The sequence below is a fragment of the Agriterribacter humi genome (assembly GCF_009192765.1).
In the GTDB taxonomy this organism is placed as follows: domain Bacteria; phylum Bacteroidota; class Bacteroidia; order Chitinophagales; family Chitinophagaceae; genus Agriterribacter; species Agriterribacter humi.
The window spans coordinates 146392-163961 of the sequence record NZ_VOHQ01000012.1; the positions used below are offsets into that span (position 1 = coordinate 146392).

Below are 17570 nucleotides of genomic sequence, written 5' to 3' on the forward strand. Positions count from 1 at the left end.
AGTTGATGATGACACCTGCTGTTTTATTAATAGACGACAATGAAGATATTCTTGAGTTTCTGACAGATGAACTGCAGGAAAAATATACCCTGTTCACCGCTACCAATAGTGAAGATGCGCTTGCACTGCTGCTGCAGGAATCCATACAACTCATTGTAAGCGATGTAATGATGCCCGGAATGGACGGCTTTGAATTGTGCCGCACAATTAAAACTGATTTCGATTACAGCCATATACCCGTTATATTGCTAACGGCAAAGAACACCCTCCAATCAAAAATTGAAGGTCTGGAGATTGGCGCCGATGCCTATATTGAGAAACCTTTTTCGCCGGCGCACCTGCAGGTGCAGATCGCCAATTTGCTTAACAACCGCAGCAAGCTCAGGGAATATTTTGCCAGTTCGCCGCTGGTGCATATTAAAAGCATGGCGCATTCTAAATCGGATGAACATTTTTTGGAAACGCTCCATGAAGCCATTTACCGGAATATGGATAATACGGAATTGGATGTAGAGCACCTGTCGCGCATTATGAATATGAGCCGGCCCACTTTGTACCGTAAAATAAAAGGCATCTCCCACTTAACGCCGCATGAGCTCATCAATATTACCCGTCTTAAAAAAGCCGCCGGACTATTAGCCGAAGGCCAATATAAAATATTTGAAATAGCCGCTATGACAGGTTTTCAATCGCAGAACAATTTCGGCAGAAGCTTTTTGAAACAGTTTGGTATGACGCCAACAGAATATGCGAGGGTGAAGAAGGAGGAGAACTTGTAATATCTGCCTGGCAGAATCTGCAGCACAGCGAACATGGCAGGTTTTGGTTCGGACTTAGCTCATTTTACCTCAACCAAACCGTTTGTGTAAACGCACCGTTAGCGGCTGCATCCCAGGCTTCTATGCGCACCCATTTTCTACCCGGCAAATTTAATGAAACCCTGAATTTTTGTTTATCAAAAGGAAGCGTAGCATCCAGGTTCATCTTATGCCTGTATACCTGGTTTCCGTCACCCGATATGATCTCCACAAAGTTTAAGGGGAAGGTCCACTGCAGGTTAAAAGCAATAGCTGCTTTCCCGTTTTCCGCAAGCTCAGCCGTATCGCCAGCCTGCTTTTTGTTCACCGTAAATGATGGGATCAATACTTCGCCGGTGGTTGAAAAAAAACGCCCTTTTTGTAAAACATCCAGAATGCTTTGCCAGCCTTTGTTGTAAGTAGGCAAGTTGTTTAACTGCAAATAGTTTACATTCAAATGCGCATACATTTCGTTCTCCGGCTCAATTGTAAATACATCAGCTTCTGCCAGCACTTTCTTTTGAACGCCCCAGTTGTTCATATCATCCATCAGGTCTAACACTCTTTTTCCCAGCCGGGGCTGCGAAAGATCAGCAGGCATCGCTTTCCAGGCTGCACCCAAAAAACGATCCGATTTAAAGAATGCTGATGTCTTATATTTATCAGGATAATCTACCGAGCCTTTGGTTCTCGGGTGCGCTGTCCATGCCAGCCCTTTTTCTTCCTTTAATAAATCCAACATTTCTGTTGCATTGGCAACGCGGTAAACCGCTCCATACACCGGGTGTACCGTCTTATAAGGAACACTGTCGCTGCGCGACATGATCCAGTAAACAGGCTTTGGAAAAAGTTGCAGCCAATGCCCGCCAAAAAATTCATTGGGCTCCTCCCCGGGTAATAATAAAAAATTCTCAGTTGAAAGTCTTCTGCATTGTTCAAACAAAGCATGCAATTCTTTCAAACGTTGTTCATCAGGACCCTTAGGATGCGCAGTGTAATGAAACTCAGCAAGATGAACAATATCAATTCCTGTTTGTTTAAATACATTGATAAAACTGGGTGTATCGGGCACCGGCTTGCCAGCCAGTACCACATTCATCACAAACTCATTGTGAAAATGGCTTGCCATTGTTTTATATCCCGGAAGTGAAACATACCGATCACCGTTCGTAAATTTTTTCACATCATTCAGTAATGCCTCCGGACCAGTTGTACCCAGTAAACAAAAAAAGTTTAATCGCTGTTCTGTTCCGGGAGGTGCATTAAACCAGGGTACAAAGCGGTTATCACCCGTTAATTCCTGCCGTATACCCAGGCCATAGCCATCTGTGATTTTACGGTAATGGTTGCCATGCCATGTAAAGCGCAGGTTAAATGCTTCATCGAGCGGATAGAAATATTGGTGAGGCGCCGGAAAAACAGCGATGCCGCCTGTTTTTGTGTTACCAATGATGGTACGATATTTTACCATCTCATTTTTACTGCTGTCGGTAAATTGTGGTTGAACAGCCTGCATTTCATCGTTCACATCGGCCCATGAAATGCTGTTCCATTTCATCTCTTTGCTTATCAGTCCGGCATCATATACAATAGCGGTAGAATCTTTACTGGTGGATACAACAGCCGCTATGTTCATCAACGGGCTGCCATTATACAGGGTAATTTCAATGGTTCCGCTAAAGCCGGGTGTTGTAATTTCATGTATGGTAATGATCGTTCTTGATCCGGAACTGCTTACCGATGCCGATTTTTTATTGATCTCTGCAAGATGTAACTGGTAAGGCTTGAGATGCACTTTGTCGAAAAAAATATTCCATCCGTTTTGCGATACCAGGTCGCGTTTGCCAACCGTAAGCAAAAACACGGGATCAACATCTTCCACAATATTTTTTACCGTGGCGCCCTCCAGTACGTTAATGCTTTTAAACAGGGGTTCATTCCTGTTTACACTCAATACTACCTGTGCACGTTGCTTTTTACCAGAGGGCCATGAAACAGAAAACGTGTTTTGGGCAACCTGCACCTGCGCCCCATTTTTATCGCTAAAACCTTTCAGGTTAACCGGCATCTGGGCATGCAGAACCGAAAAGCCCATTAGTAAAACAATAATGAATGCGTACCGCATGATCAATCGATGGTTTAATTTCCTGTAAGATAAAGAGGGCAGGGCAATTTTTTTTATTATTGAATTCAAAAAAAATGTACCTTAAAGGCTGTGATTGCTGCTATTGGTATAGTACCCCAACGATAACCTAAACCCATTGTTCCACTCTACATAATAATTTAGCAATAGATAGAAGGAAGATTTTAGGAAGTAAGGGCATAAAAAAGCGATCCCAACCTAAGTCGGAACCGCTTTAAATGTTTTCACAACGATAAAATCTTATTGTGATTTGCTTCAAATTAATAAGCCAAATATAAATAAAAATAGACATGATAAATAAAAAAATTTTAGGGATAGATATTGGAACCACCTCAATCGGCTGGGCAATAGTTGAAGCAAAAACAGAAAAACCCGTAAAATACAATGAGTATTTTGAGGATGATTTGCCTGAAACAAGAACTGACACAAATAATGATAGAACTGGAATTCACATAGGCAAAAATGGCTTGCCCGCAGTGGGTGTAAGAATTATCTCACAAGAGGGTAAAATGTTAAGCCGTTTCAATGAAGGGAAAAAATTGAATGAAAAAACTAATGAAACTCCAACTGCTCAAAGGCGAAGAATACGTGCTGGTAGAAAACTGAAAAGCCGTTATAAATTGAGAAGAGATAAGCTTTGCGCCGTACTGGAAATATTGGGAATGCTGCCTGACGCTTCTTATAGAAAAGTGAAAAATAAAAATGGGAAGGAGATGTGGAAAGCGATAGAAGCAAAAGATATAGATGGCAATAACGGAAAATGGTACACTAAAAAAAGAGAGTATGAAGTTGATGAAATCGGTAAAAAGAAGAAGAAAAGAAAAAACGAGGAGGGCATTATTACCGGAATAGGCGAAGACTTATATAAACTACGAAACAATGCTGCGATTGATCCTTTAGAAGATAGAAGAGATTGGGGTAGAATTTTGTTGCACTTAAATCAATGGAGGGGATATAGTAGCGATAGATACAGCAGCAATGAAGACGATGAACAGACTGATGATGGTTTTTATACCTCGCTTGTAGTAGATGATGTTGTTGACATAAAAAAAATATATAAGGACAAGCTCAATAAAAAGCTTGATAAAATTCAATATCAAATAAAATTTGAAAATGGAGATATTGGGATAGATGTTGTGAAAGTTGGTGAAAGTTCCTTTTACTCAAAATTTAAAAAAGGCGAGGTTGCCACCTATAAAAAAGTAGAGGATGAAAATGATAAAAGTATAATTTATATTACGTGGCAAAATCTAAAAAAGGAGGCTTGGGCATACCGTAAGTGGCTAATCAACGATAGTATAGAAAAGTATATCCAAAGTAAAAGAGGTACGGTCGGTTCCTATTTTTATAATAACTTTTTTAATCAGGAATATATTAAAACTATTCCTGAAGAAAATCGTTTAAAACGCATTCGCCATAATGTGGTAAACAGAAATTGGTATGAAGATGAATTTGAAACTATCTGGAAAATTCAGTTTGAAAAACATAAAGCAAATTTCACAAAGGAGTTAGTTAATAAATGTATAGATGCTTCATTTACAAAAGATGAATCGGTAAAAAAAGAGTTGCGAAAAATTGGCAACCCTGAATTACAACTTAAAGCATTAATCAGGGATAAAATAATTTATTACCAGCGTCCCTGGCAACAAGCCAAAAACAAAGGAGAATGCAGATTTGAAAAGATACCGGATATTAAAAAGGATGAGGATGGTAAAATAATTCCACATAGGGACGGTAAAATCCATTATAAAGGAAGAACCGTTATTCCCCGCAGCCATCCTTTACATCAGGAATATAAAATATGGCAACAAATAAATAATGTCAGGATATGGTTTCATCCGAAGGATGAAAAGCAAATTGATTTGTTTGAAAATTCAGAGGTTTGCTCAAAGCTTTTAGGTAAAACCCCTATTGAAATTAAAGAGCTTCTTTATGAACGATTGCAAGACAGAAAAGAGCAATCATGGAGAACGTTTGTAAATGAAATATTTAACATTGAAGTAAAATTAAAAAAGGAGGGAGAAAAAAAGAAACCAACTGAAACGGAATATTATTCTATTAACTACATTAAAATATCAAAAAAAGGGGAGGAACAAGACAACCTATTAAAAGGCAATAAAACAAAGAAACAAATTGATGATGTTTTAAATATTAATGATAAAAGTTGGTATTTAGAAACAGCGAAAAAAGGTAAAGACAGGCATAAGCCAGATAGAACAAACAAAGATGGAAAAACAATCTCATCGTTAAATTACAAAACCAGAGAATATACTGTTTCAAACCTGCAATTACTTTGGGAATGTATTTATGATCTTACGGGATATAAAGCGGGCAATGATAGCGCAAATATTGAAATGATTAAAAATAGAATTCGTAACCATTTCAGTGCTGATATCATTTCTGCTCCTCAATGCTTATCTCTTGCTAAAATTAAATTTGACGATGCTGGAATGGGGCAACTTTCGGCAAAAGCTATTCGCAATCTATTGCCATTAATGGCAGTTGGAAAATATGCAGAACAATATCCTATGACTGAAAAGGCTGATAAAAAAATAAAGAGTTTAATTGAGCTTAATCAGCAGGAACAAAATGAAACCAATGATGATTTGAAACTTTATTCCTTAAAAGAATTTATTACTGATAAAAGTGCAAGGATAAAGCTTTCTTCAAAAATGTCGGAAGAGGAATTTAAAGGTTTGAATTATTGGGAAGCAGCAGCCGTAGTTTATGGAAACCACTCTAAAGCTGGTATTACTAATATACCATCCGAAGAAATTGCGAACAGAATAAAAAACCTACAGCCTGTTCCGTTCGGAAAAATGAATAATCCGATAGTAGAAAAAATAGTCAACGAAACCTTAAAGCTGGTTCAATTAATTTATCTGACTTATGGAGGATTTGACGAAGTAAGAATTGAATTAAGCCGTGAATTAAAAAATTCAATAGATGACAGAGAGGCGATTTGGGATGCAATGAAAAAGAATAACGAACGTAATGATTGGGCTAAAAAAATGTTGCGTGAAATGTTCAATGAAGAGGAATCGGAAAAGGTAGATGTTTCTTTAAGCAATGGCAATATTGATAAGATAAAAATAATTGAAGAAGTAGTTGCTAACCGAAAAGGAAAAGAACATGAAGAAAAAAGGAAAAAAGTAATTACTGAGCCTACTAAAGCCGATATTTTAAAATACCGTTTATGGTTGCAGCAAGAATTCAGATGCCCATACACAGATGAACCTATTCCTTTTTCTGATGTTTTTTCAAAGCAGTTGAGAGTACAGATAGAACATATTATACCCAGAAAACGCTATCCTGACAATTCATTTTCTAACAAAGTACTGACATGGACGGAAGTAAATAGCGCTAAAGCAGAAAATGGCAATAGAACAGCCTATGAATTTATTATAAGTAAAAGGGATGATAATGATAGTATCCAAATTCCTAACAGAGAACAACCTGTAAGATTAATCCCCGCAAAACAATGGGAAGAAAAAGTAAAAGAAATGTTCAAAGGCAGAAAAGCCAAAAATCTGTTAAGACGAAGTATTCCTGAAGATCCAATTAACCGGGAGTTAAAAGATACTCAATACATCAATAAAAAAATAAGAGAAAAAATCGGGGAAGCTATTGGTATGGACAAAGTTTGGACTACAACAGGACAAATTACTGATATGTTGCGTAATGCCTGGCATTTGAATGATAAAGTGATGAAAGAACTGATAAGAGAACGTTATGAGAAGTTTCAAGTAAATTTTGGAAGTGGTTCAACGCCTTTAGAAGCTAATACAATTTTTGATAATACAGTTTGGAATAAAGAAACACAGAAGGCCGAAATCAGAAAAGAATTTCCAAGTTTTTCAAAACGGCTTGATCATAGACATCACGCTTTGGATGCAATTATTATAGCCTGTACCAAACAGCAGCATATACAACTACTGAATACACTAAACGCTCAATTTGAATTAACCGAACTTGAGCATGAAGATGAAAAAGAAATAGCTCAAAAAAAGAAATACAAAGCTCTTCAAAGTCTGCTTTATGAATACGTTAAAGACGAAACCGGTAAACCAAGAAAAAAATACTTTACACCATGGAAATGAAGATGAATTTATTCCACAGGTAAAAGACGCTTTGAGTAAAATAATTGTAGCTCACAAAAATTCAAATGTGCTTACAAGCCCAAGTAGAAACAAACAACTTGATAAATACAATTACACATCAATTTCTATCAGGCAAGGATTGCACAAGGAAACCTTAATCGGTAAGCGTAAATTGTATAATTCAACACTTGTCCCGATTGCTGAAATAATTGAAAGAATATTTTCTGAAAAGCGAAATTCCAAAAAACGTTTTGATGAAATAATTATTGATATTGTATTTAAAGAAAAGTTTCAAAAACAGCTGACTTTATTATTTGAAAAATTCGCATCACTAATTGAAACGGATGAATTAAAATCAAAACTTCTTGATGAAATAAATAACAACAAATCGACCTATTTTGAGGCAGCAACAACTTTTGACTCTATACCTATTAAGCGGGGCACCGAAAGCATCAATAAAGTCAATGTAGATAAGGTTATTGACAAAAGGATACAAAGGTATATAATTTACAAAAACGAATTGGTTGACATCCTTAGTAAAGAATTAAATAGCAAGCCTAATGACGAAAGAAAAAAAGAATTGGAGAAGAAGAAGAAGCAATATCTCGAAACTCCCATTTACTACAATGCTTTATATGACATTAGAATGAAGGATGGTTTTGTAATCAATGATGAAGAAAGAAGGTGGCTCCCTTTATTTGAATTTAATAAGTCAATGATTGAGCATATTGAATATGTTAAAAACAAAAAGGGTAAAAAAGTAATAAACCATGCCCGGACAGAACAAGTAAAGCAATTTATCACCGGATATGAGCATGAATTTACTCCTGAAAATGTATTGATTAAATATCCAATAATAATAGGTGAAAAAAAGATTGAAATTAAGAAAGCTACTGTAAGAAATACTGCAGGAGTTAATCAATCAAAGAAAAATACAGACAATACAGAAGAAAAGGAGGTCTTGGTTGAAATTCGTCCCAAGACCTTTGTTGTTTTGGAAAGTAAATTCAGAGCCATTATTACTCAAGAAAAAGAGGGTAATGAACGAAAAGTTAATTTCATCGAATTTAAAGAAGCATTAGATTATCAAAAACTAACATCAGATTTCATTCAGGCAGAAATAAGAATTCCTAATAAAATAATTCCGCCAAGTCATAAGTTATTATTCACACTTAGCAAAAATGATTTGGTTGCACTGCCGGATAAGACAGACGATGTAATAGATTGGAATAACATTTCCTCCCTTTCAAATAAATTGTATCGTGTTTTAGATTTTGATAGTACTGGTGTTATCCGTTTTGTAAAACATACAATTGCTTCCCCCATTGAATTGAAAGATACGATGAATGCGACAGGATTAAGCAATGAATTAGATTTAATGAGTAAAAAACTAAAAGATGAAGAAGAAAACTATAATATTGAAAAAGAAAGAGTAGAAAATCTCAGCAATAACCATTCTATTTGGAAAAAGAATTTAAGCAAAAATGATTTGAAATTTCATAAGACAACTATTAAAGAAAAAGAAGCTGAGATAAAAAGAGATAAAAAATTACTTAAAGAGCATTTCGATGAAAGTGAAAATCTGGAAAAGGCAATAAAAAATTTAGCAGATAAAATTACATTTAATTCAAAAACAGATAAAAAAGGTAAAATTAAAGAAGCTGAACCAATACAAGAACCGTTTGAAAGAAAAACTAAAGATGATATTCAAAAAATAATTAAAGTATTCACAGACAAGTTAGGTAAGGAAATTGTTCCTTACTGGGAGTTCCCGAATGGGTGTTGGAATAGAGAAAGAGCTGAAGAACTATGTCTTTGTTCACCAAAGACAGATAAAATTGAAACACATACTGATAGTTAGCTTTATCGCTAGCTCAGGATCGAAGAAGATGAGAAATAAAAAATTGTAAGGAGACGAAATTGTTATTCTTCATTTCGTTTTTTTTAGCGAAGCGAAAGTATGTTTAGCTTTTGTTTTGACAACTGGGCAGGGCAATAATATTATAGTCATTAAATTACGGCAGAAGAGTGAAAGCAGTATTAATGAGCAAAGGGAGATGTGTTTGTAAAAAACAACAACTATCGTTTTTATGCCAATCTTGCACATACTAAATAAAACCATTATGCGTTCATCATGGAAACCCTTTATCCATGATAAAGCGAACCCTTTATTTCGGCAACCCCGCTTATCTTAAAACCAATAACGAACAGCTTGTTGTTGAAATGCATGGTACCGGCGAAACCAAATCAACGCCCATAGAGGATATCGGGCTACTGATATTAGACAACCAGCAGATCACGATCACGCAGGCCCTGCTGTCCAAATTACTCGCCAACAATACCGCGGTCATCAGTTGCGATGATACGCACCACCCCAGCGGCATGCTGTTTAATTTAGATGGCAACAGTCTTCAAAGCCAGAAATTCAAGGCCCAGGTAGAAGCATCGGTTCCCCTGAAAAAACAATTGTGGCAGCAAACCGTAATGTGCAAAATAGAGAACCAGGCGGCCCTGCTGCAGCACGAAAGGGAAGAATACAAACTATTGCTCACCTATGCCAAAGATGTAAAAAGCGGAGACAGTGAAAATCATGAAGCAAGGGCAGCGGCTTATTACTGGAAAAGGATCTTCCCCGATTTTCTGCAGTTCAGGCGGGAGCGCTACGGTCCGCCACCCAATAACCTGCTCAACTACGGTTATGCCATACTGAGAGCGCTGGTAGCAAGAAGTTTAACTTCCAGCGGTTTATTGCCTACGCTGGGCATTCATCACCGCAATCAATACAATGCATACTGCCTGGCGGATGATATTATGGAACCTTACCGGCCTTTTGTTGATAAAGTGGTGTGCCAGATTATAAGAGGCAATGGAAAGTTTTTGGAGATGACACCCAATATGAAAAAAGCCTTGCTGGAAATTCCGGCTATGGATGTGCAGGCAGACGGCCAAAAGAGCCCGCTGATGAATGCAGTACAGCGTACAACCGCAAGTTTGGCCAAATGCTTTGAAGGAAAGAGCAGGAAGATATTATACCCGGAGCTGAGCTAGATCTATCAGGTCTGCCGGGAAGCCGCACTGCGCCGGAGACCTTATAGATCTGAGCCCAGGCCGGCATCCGGAACCTTCAATTACGCTTATATGTTCAACCGCTTAAACGCCTATCGCATCATGTGGGTACTTGTATTCTTTGATCTTCCCACCGAAACCAAAAAGGATAAAAAGCTGCATGCGAAATTTCGCAAGGATATTATGGCGGATGGCTTCAATATGTTCCAGTTCAGCATATACATGCGGCACTGCGCCAGCAGGGAAAACGCCGATGTGCATATTAAAAGGGTGAAAAGCTTTCTCCCCGCCAAAGGACATGTAGGCATCATGAGCATTACCGACAAGCAGTTTGGCATGATGGAAATATTCCGGGGTAAGGAATTAACGGAAGCCCCTGCCATAGCGCAGCAACTGGAGCTATTTTAAGGGCAGGGCGGCAGACCTATAAGATTTGCAGGTCTGGGAGCAGCAGGGCAAGACCTATAAGATTTGCAGCCCAGGAAAGCCGCGCGGCAAATCTTATAGGTCTAAGCCAGGGCCGCTATGATAATCTTCAAACCCTTTTATTCCCCCAAACCAGTCCAGCACCTCAGGTCGCAATAACCAGGCTGGCTCATTTGAGCGCATAACAGAATAGGAAGACCATTTCCATTTACTCAAATCGATGCAATAGCCATGATGAACGGGGTTGTTATGAATATAATATACGGTAGCCCGAAACTGCTCATCACTTTCAATCTGTTTTCGCCGTAAATAATCAATAAACAGAGCGCCCTTCCGGTTATACATTTTATTATAAGCTTTGGCATAGCTGTTGAGCAGATTAGAGAATCTTTCCATCACAAATTCAGGAAGCAATTCGGGCGAAAATTGTTTATTGTATTTTACTTCATGAAAGTGACGCTCCAATTGCGCTTCCTCCTTTATTTTAACGATACAATGAAAATGATTGGGAAGCAGGCAATAGCAATACGTGTCCGCAACCGGTGAAATATGTTTGATATAACGGGCGAGAAAAAATGCATAATTACCCCCGTTCCGGAACAACTTTTCATTTCCGACAGCTCTGCTGAGCACATGGTATTTTTCGCCGGGTAGTAGCGGCAGGTGGTAATCAGGCATACAGCAAAATACAAAATGGTCTGCGAAAATTACCCGAAACCCGCAAAGTCCCGGACCGCTTTTAGCAGAACAGGAATAAAAAAATGGAGCCGGAGCCCCATTTTTTCATTGTAAAACTTAGTCCAAATACATTAAAATCAATCGCTTAGGCAATTCGTGTTGTATAAGAGCTAAGCTACATAATAATTTGAAAGCAAATCACAACATTTGATGATTACAGGCGCCCCCGGTCGGTGTTGTATAAGAGCTAAGCTACATAATAATTTGAAAGCAAATCACAACATACATGGTATTGTTATTTTTGGTGGACAGTGTTGTATAAGAGCTAAGCTACATAATAATTTGCCGCGTAGTGTTTGATTTTTTTATTGTCGCGGCGAACTTTGGTTGCCGCGTAGGTTTTTATTCTTTTATTGTCGCGGCGAACTCCGGTTGCCGCGTAGTGTTTGATTTTTTTATTGTCGCGGCGAGCTTCGGTTGAAAGCAAATCACAAACAAGCAGATGTCACTACGGCAACTCCTGCAAGTTGTAAAAGAAATAAGCTACTTAATAATTTGCCGCGTAGGTTTTTATTCTTTTATTGTCGCGGCGAACTCCGGTTGCCGCGTAGGTTTTTATTCTTTTATTGTCGCGGCGAACTCGGGCTGCCGCGCAGTTTTTTGATTTTTTATTATTGAGCGCGCTTCGATTGATTCACACCTATCTGCCGGGTCATTCAGCATTTTCTTCTTTTGCAATATTGCCTGTACTGAGGTTATTGCCACAGCTCCAGCAAAATTTTACATTGTCTTTATCCGACCTGGCCCCACAGCCGGGACAGATAAATCCAGCTTTGTCCAACCGGCTTTCTTTTACCATAGACGCAGATAATATACCCGTAGGCACCGCAATAATCGCATATCCGAGAATCATAATAAAAGATGCCAGTGCCTTTCCCCCCGCTGTTACCGGGGCCACATCGCCACAGCCGACTGTGGTTATGGTTACAATAGCCCAGTAAATACTTTGAGGAATAGAACTGAATCCCGGGTTGTGTTTGAACTCAATTACATACATCAGGGATCCGAGGAAAAAGGTTAATACCAAAACAAAGAACAGGAAGATAAGGATCTTCCGGAAACTCTTTATCAGTGAAAATACCAGGAGGCGGCTTTCATCCAGGAACTTAACCATCCTGAATATCCTGAATATCCGTAAAAGCCGGAATGACCGGATAATCATCAGCATGTGCGACTGGGGAAAAATGAATTCAAGATAAGAAGGCAGTATTGCCAACAGATCAATGACCCCATAAAAACTCAGTACAAATTGCTTTGGCCGTTTTACACATAACAAACGAAAAACATATTCAATACTAAAAACAATGATAAAAAAATAATCGAGCATTTGAAAAACATAAGCATAGCGTGCCGAAATACTTTCTACGCTTTCAAGCAGCAGCAGAAGGATGTTGACCAGGATTAAACAAAACAGGCTAATATCAAACAGCCTGCCCATGGGCGTGTTGGCCTGAAAAATGATTACATACAGCTTATATTGCCATGAAGTGTGGTCATCAGGCTTGTTTTGATCCTGAACAACATCAATTTTGTCTGGTATAATTCTGAATAAACTCATATACGCACTGGACAAATGTATATAAATATGAGCGTTGTGCATATAAATTAAAAGGAAAGGAAGCATTAGCTAAGCCCATTATAAAAACCGGCTGCTTAATACGTTGCATTATAATATATCGCCGGTCACCATAATTAGTTTACCCGATGCGATGATCTCCAATGTTACCTTAACGAATATTGAAAATAATCTTGTTTTATCCTGCCATAAAAAAGATTACAGAACGACTATAGTAACCGATGACCTGCAATACTGCTTCATTTAAAAATGTAAAAGTAACCGAGCCCGGAAAAAATAAAATGATTCATACCTATAAATCCACCGGCATAACGGGAACACCGGCAAGGCAGTAGCCGTTGAGCATAAATAAAAAACAGGGAACGAAGATTCATCCAGTTTCTTCGTTCCCTGTTTTCATACCAAAAGCAATTTATATAAGTCTCTTTATACGCCAGCTCAATAAAATGCTTCTGCGGGAGTAACTACATTGATAATAAAAAAATACCGTATCCCTTTGCTGGTATTCCATTTGAGCTCCTGCCCTTTTCTCATGCCAAGTAAAGCAGCGCCCAGTGGTCTGAATACATTATCGGTATTAATAACCGTGGTTCCGGCTTCGGGTACGGCTAAACGGTATTGAAAATTTCTCCGTCCTGCCTTATCACGCAACAGCAACAGGGAATTAAGCCGCGCAACTTCGTAATCAAAGTCGGCATGATTTACAACTTCTGCATGCTGCAGCTTTTCTCTTATAGCATCGGAGCCCGGAAGTTCCGCATCAGCTTCCAGCAGTTTCTTTAACACATCTGCATCTTCTTTGAGGAGCATCGCTTTCTGTATCTTTTTCATGATAGTGATTATTGATGTAGTGATTAAATAAATACATGATGACCGGGTAAATGAAGGCCCTGCCGTAAAATCAATACAGCTTTACCTGTATTAAATAATTTAACAGCAAACAAGACCTGATTTCATTTGAATAAAACCGGTTATTAAAAAATGAACACCCCGGGCCGGAATTTTATTGGGCCGGGGCCAGCGTATTGAAGTCTTTAAAATTGGAAAAGAAGTACATCCTCTGGCGGGCGTAAAGTGGTTTGCCGGTCAAATCAGGCATACCCGTCAGCTTAAAAGATAATATGTAGAACAATTTTTTCACCAATGGCGAATATAGCAAATAAAGCCGTCCGTGGCATCCCAAAAATGTTAATCCTGCTGGCTGCCGTCCTGCATGCGCTTTACCACCGAACATGGTAGCGTTAACCAGTAAATAATAAAAAAGAAGTGGTGACGCTATACTTTGCGCAACGTATTCCGTACAGATGCCAGTATTTGCTGTGCCTGTTCAGGATCAAAATCTCCATGCTGTATTTTTTTCACACCCAGTCTGGAAAGTTCTATGTGTACTGCAGGTTCAATACCATGATTAGCAAGACACGCTTTTGCGCACGACAAAGGACAACCATCAAGTACAACAATTTTCCTGTTTGACAAAGCGGTCTTTACTAACTTTTTCACATTGCCCCCCACGCCCACAATACACGACATTTCAGCATCTCCGGCCCTGTCGGTGGTAACGGCAATATAGTTGGCCATTTGTGCTGCACTGGAACATCCTGAACAGGAATAGATCAATGGTTTTGTTTCCATATAAGTACAGTTAACAGAAAAACAATAAAATGTAAATGTTGCAAAACTATACCCCGGAGTGTGGAATGGTATTTACAGGCTACTGTTAAAACTTAAACTATATGCGTTTCCGCATTTTTAAAAGCATAGTTGCTCATTAATTTGCAGCACATTTGAAAAAATGTTTTAAGATCAACTGTTCTTAAAACACTGTATACCCATGCTTATATTCAAAGATTTTACATTCGATGCGGCACATTTTCTTCCAAAACTACCCCCGGCTCACAAATGCGCAGCAATGCACGGACACACCTACCATGTAAGGATTTACGCGAAAGGAACGCCCGGTGAGCAATCGGGATGGATAGTTGATTTTGGTGAAATAAAAGAAAGTGTACATCTTATACTGAATCAATTAGATCATAAATGCCTGAACAGTATACCCGGACTGGAAAACCCAACCTGTGAGGTGATTGCGATGTGGATATGGCAGCGATTAAAACCCCTGTTACAGCCACTTGCCCGTATAGAACTACGTGAAACCCTTACCAGCGGCGTAATATACGATGGAACATAAAACCTGCAGCTTCACACACCAATACGCGCTGACCTTGTATATATTATATTCTTCGGGAACTTCTTCCTGCAAAGTATCAAAACATGATAAAAATCAGCTGGCTTAACCACGGTAGTCAGTTTTTTAAAAACATAGAGTGAGAAACTTTGATAGGGGGAAGTCTGGCCACAAATCCTGTGTCAATTGTTTCCGGTATTTCCTGTTATACACATATGGCCCAACCTAATCCAAGATGCAATACCTGTCGTGTTAGAAATTGTTCTGTGCTCAGCAACTGCTCCAACGATATCCTGGAAGCACTATCTGACCATAAGAAGTATCTTCATTTTCAAAAGGGGGAACGCCTGCTTATTGAAGGACAACGCGGAGGAGGTATTTATTTTATCAGATCGGGGATAGCAAAAGTTGAAGTGAATGGAAAAAGCGGACGTCCGCTGATCCTTCGCCTGGCGGGAGCAGGGTCAATTCTCGGGCACCGGATGTGTGGCAGTAAGAATGAACAACCCGTATCAGTAGAAGCGGTTGAAGATCTGTATGTATGCCATATTACCCTTGCCTTTTATGAACAATTGATTGAAAAGAGCCCTGCGCTTCACAAGGAGATGATGCAGTTATTGCTAAATGAAATACGGCAGGTTGAACTGCATGCCGTACGCCTCACCCATCTCTCCGTTAAAGAAAGAGTAGCAGGAGCCTTATTAGAAATCGCAAAACTATATCATTATCAACCCGGCAGTAACGGCATTCGCGTTCATTTGGAGCGTCAGGACCTGGCCGATCTTTCCGGTACTACAAGAGAACAGGTATCACGGATGCTTACCGGATTACAACGTGCTGGTTTCATAAAACTCAGCGGGAAACATTTCAAGTTTTTAAACCTTAACAGTTTGCAGAATATTACAGCCTTCCACTAAATGCCTGACGGTACCCTCCGGTTAAACCCCTTTAAAATTCTTATCATAAATCCATTCACTTCCCGTCTTTATTTGTATTTTAACCGCTTTATTATTTCAAAACCAGCTTATGAGCATTCCTTCCCAACTGAACCGCACCCTTGGACTTCGTTTAGCCATTATAGTGGTAATGGGCAATATTATCGGTTCGGGCGTATACAAAAAGGTGGCGCCCATGGCTGCCGAACTGCATTCACCCGGGTGGGTGCTGATCTGCTGGTTGCTGGGCGGCATTATTACACTCATGGGAGCGCTCAGCAATGCCGAAATTGCCAGTATGCTGGCCGATACCGGCGGAGAATACGCTTACTATAAAAAAATATACGGGCGATTCTTTTCCTTTCTCTATGGCTGGTCAAATTTTGCCGCTATTAAAACAGCGGCTGTGGCAAGTATCGCCTACGTTTTTGCGCAATCGCTGCACAGCATTGTACATCTCCCACCGTTGCTGGCATCATGGGCGGATATGAATATAGCAGGCGTATTTTATCCTTTTGCCGGCTTCAATGTTAAACTCACAGCTATTGTGCTGGTCCTTATACTTACATGGATCAACACCACCGGCCTTAAAACCGGTGCAGGACTAAGCACGGTACTGATGTTGCTTGTTCTGGCAGGAATAACGCTTATTGTTGTGCTCGGATTAAGCAGTCCGGAGGCTAACGTACCCACAGTATTTCATTTAGAAACGACCAACGCAGCACCTGTAACCATGAGTGCGGTATTTACCGCTATGCTGGCTGCATTCTGGGCATACGAGGGATGGAATTCCGTAGGCATGCTGGGCGGTGAAATTAAAAACCCTCACCGCAATGTGCCGCTAAGCATCACGATCGGACTGCTGCTGGTGATCACACTTTATTTCTTAGTTAACATGACCTACCTGTCTGTATTGTCCACACCAAATATGGAACAAGTACATGCATCCAATAACACCATTGCAGCGGTGGAAGCCGTAAAGGTCTTTGCCGGAAGTACCGGTGTATTCCTTATATCATTATTAATATTGGTAACCACCCTCGGCTGTACGCATGCCACCATTCTCAGCAATGCCCGCACCTATTACGCAATGGCAAAAGAAAAGGTATTCTTTTCAAAAGTAGCCAGGCTGAATGCCGCAAAAGTGCCTGGCAATGCATTGTGGTGCCAGGGCATATGGGCATGTTTGCTCGTATTATCGGGCACATTTGACCAGCTTACGGATATGCTTATTTTCGCTGCTTTTATATACTACGGAGCCACCACCTTAGGTGTTTTTATTTTAAGAAAAAAGATGCCTGATGCACCGAGGCCTTATAAAGTATGGGGCTACCCCATTGTTCCGGCATTGTTCATTATTTTCTGTGTTTTACTCGTAGGCAATACCCTTATTGAACGACCCCGTGAAGCAGGTATAGGGCTAACACTGATATTATTGGGTGTTCCGTTTTACTGGTGGTTCAGAAGAAGGAAAGAGTGATGTTACAGGTTACAAGTTACAAGGTGCAGGTCGCAGGGGGGTGCAGTTGGACAGCACATTTCGCTTCGGACTTCACATCTTGCATTTGGAATCTGTTAAGTCTACAGTGTTTATCCGCCACGGT

At 39.5% G+C, this 17570-nt stretch carries 13 protein-coding genes; 8 read left to right on the plus strand and 5 right to left on the minus strand.

Translation table 11 applies throughout. The features are described 5' to 3' along the window. The first annotated feature begins 5 nt into the window (after positions 1-5). Positions 6-779 (plus strand): response regulator transcription factor, encoded by a 774-nt coding sequence (locus tag FRX45_RS18415; RefSeq protein ID WP_152269935.1) that lies wholly within the window; start codon positions 6-8, stop codon positions 777-779. A 64-nt stretch (positions 780-843) separates the two neighbouring features. On the opposite strand, the gene FRX45_RS18420 is transcribed toward FRX45_RS18415, so the two are convergent. Then, entirely contained in the window at positions 844-2922 is a 2079-nt protein-coding gene (locus FRX45_RS18420; RefSeq protein WP_152269936.1) for a CehA/McbA family metallohydrolase domain-containing protein, read from the minus strand. A gap of 308 nt (positions 2923-3230) precedes the next feature. Between FRX45_RS18420 and cas9 the strand changes: the two genes are divergently transcribed. The 4 genes from cas9 (at position 3231) to cas2 (ending at position 10514) form a co-directional block, all read left to right on the plus strand. Continuing rightward, positions 3231-7040 carry a type II CRISPR RNA-guided endonuclease Cas9 gene (gene cas9 / locus FRX45_RS18425; RefSeq protein ID WP_152269937.1) on the plus strand — a complete coding sequence of 1270 codons (3810 nt, stop codon included), beginning with the start codon at positions 3231-3233 and terminating at the stop codon, positions 7038-7040. Then, the gene (locus FRX45_RS18430) at positions 6979-8901 is read left to right on the plus strand and encodes a hypothetical protein (RefSeq protein ID WP_152269938.1); all 1923 of its coding nucleotides are present in this window, start codon (positions 6979-6981) and stop codon (positions 8899-8901) included. Before cas9 ends, FRX45_RS18430 begins: the two co-directional genes overlap by 62 nt. A gap of 290 nt (positions 8902-9191) precedes the next feature. Further along, positions 9192-10088 (plus strand): type II CRISPR-associated endonuclease Cas1, encoded by an 897-nt coding sequence (gene cas1, locus FRX45_RS18435; RefSeq protein ID WP_152269939.1) that lies wholly within the window; start codon positions 9192-9194, stop codon positions 10086-10088. Between the two features lie 90 nt (positions 10089-10178). Further along, positions 10179-10514 (plus strand): CRISPR-associated endonuclease Cas2, encoded by a 336-nt coding sequence (gene cas2, locus FRX45_RS18440; protein WP_152269940.1) that lies wholly within the window; start codon positions 10179-10181, stop codon positions 10512-10514. A 93-nt stretch (positions 10515-10607) separates the two neighbouring features. Here cas2 and FRX45_RS18445 read toward each other — a convergent pair whose 3' ends face one another. From FRX45_RS18445 to FRX45_RS18460, 4 genes are all read right to left on the minus strand, one after another. Continuing rightward, positions 10608-11210 (minus strand): hypothetical protein, encoded by a 603-nt coding sequence (locus FRX45_RS18445; protein WP_152269941.1) that lies wholly within the window; start codon positions 11208-11210, stop codon positions 10608-10610. A 712-nt stretch (positions 11211-11922) separates the two neighbouring features. Next, on the minus strand, positions 11923-12828 hold the full coding sequence (locus FRX45_RS18450; RefSeq protein ID WP_152269942.1) for an ion transporter: 906 nt from the start codon (positions 12826-12828) through the stop codon (positions 11923-11925). A 456-nt stretch (positions 12829-13284) separates the two neighbouring features. Then, positions 13285-13677 carry a hypothetical protein gene (locus FRX45_RS18455; protein WP_152269943.1) on the minus strand — a complete coding sequence of 131 codons (393 nt, stop codon included), beginning with the start codon at positions 13675-13677 and terminating at the stop codon, positions 13285-13287. 444 nt (positions 13678-14121) lie between these two features. After that, positions 14122-14478, minus strand: a complete 357-nt coding sequence (locus FRX45_RS18460) for a putative zinc-binding protein (protein WP_152269944.1) — start codon at positions 14476-14478, stop codon at positions 14122-14124. Between the two features lie 199 nt (positions 14479-14677). Here FRX45_RS18460 and queD point away from each other — a divergent pair, with 199 nt between their 5' ends. The 3 genes from queD (at position 14678) to FRX45_RS18475 (ending at position 17446) form a co-directional block, all read left to right on the plus strand. Beyond that, positions 14678-15034, plus strand: coding sequence for a 6-carboxytetrahydropterin synthase QueD (gene queD, locus FRX45_RS18465; RefSeq protein WP_152269945.1), 357 nt, complete (start codon positions 14678-14680; stop codon positions 15032-15034). A gap of 263 nt (positions 15035-15297) precedes the next feature. After that, positions 15298-15948 carry a Crp/Fnr family transcriptional regulator gene (locus tag FRX45_RS18470; protein ID WP_193311770.1) on the plus strand — a complete coding sequence of 217 codons (651 nt, stop codon included), beginning with the start codon at positions 15298-15300 and terminating at the stop codon, positions 15946-15948. A gap of 109 nt (positions 15949-16057) precedes the next feature. Continuing rightward, the gene (locus FRX45_RS18475; RefSeq protein WP_152269947.1) at positions 16058-17446 is read left to right on the plus strand and encodes an APC family permease; all 1389 of its coding nucleotides are present in this window, start codon (positions 16058-16060) and stop codon (positions 17444-17446) included. Positions 17447-17570 lie beyond the last annotated feature (124 nt).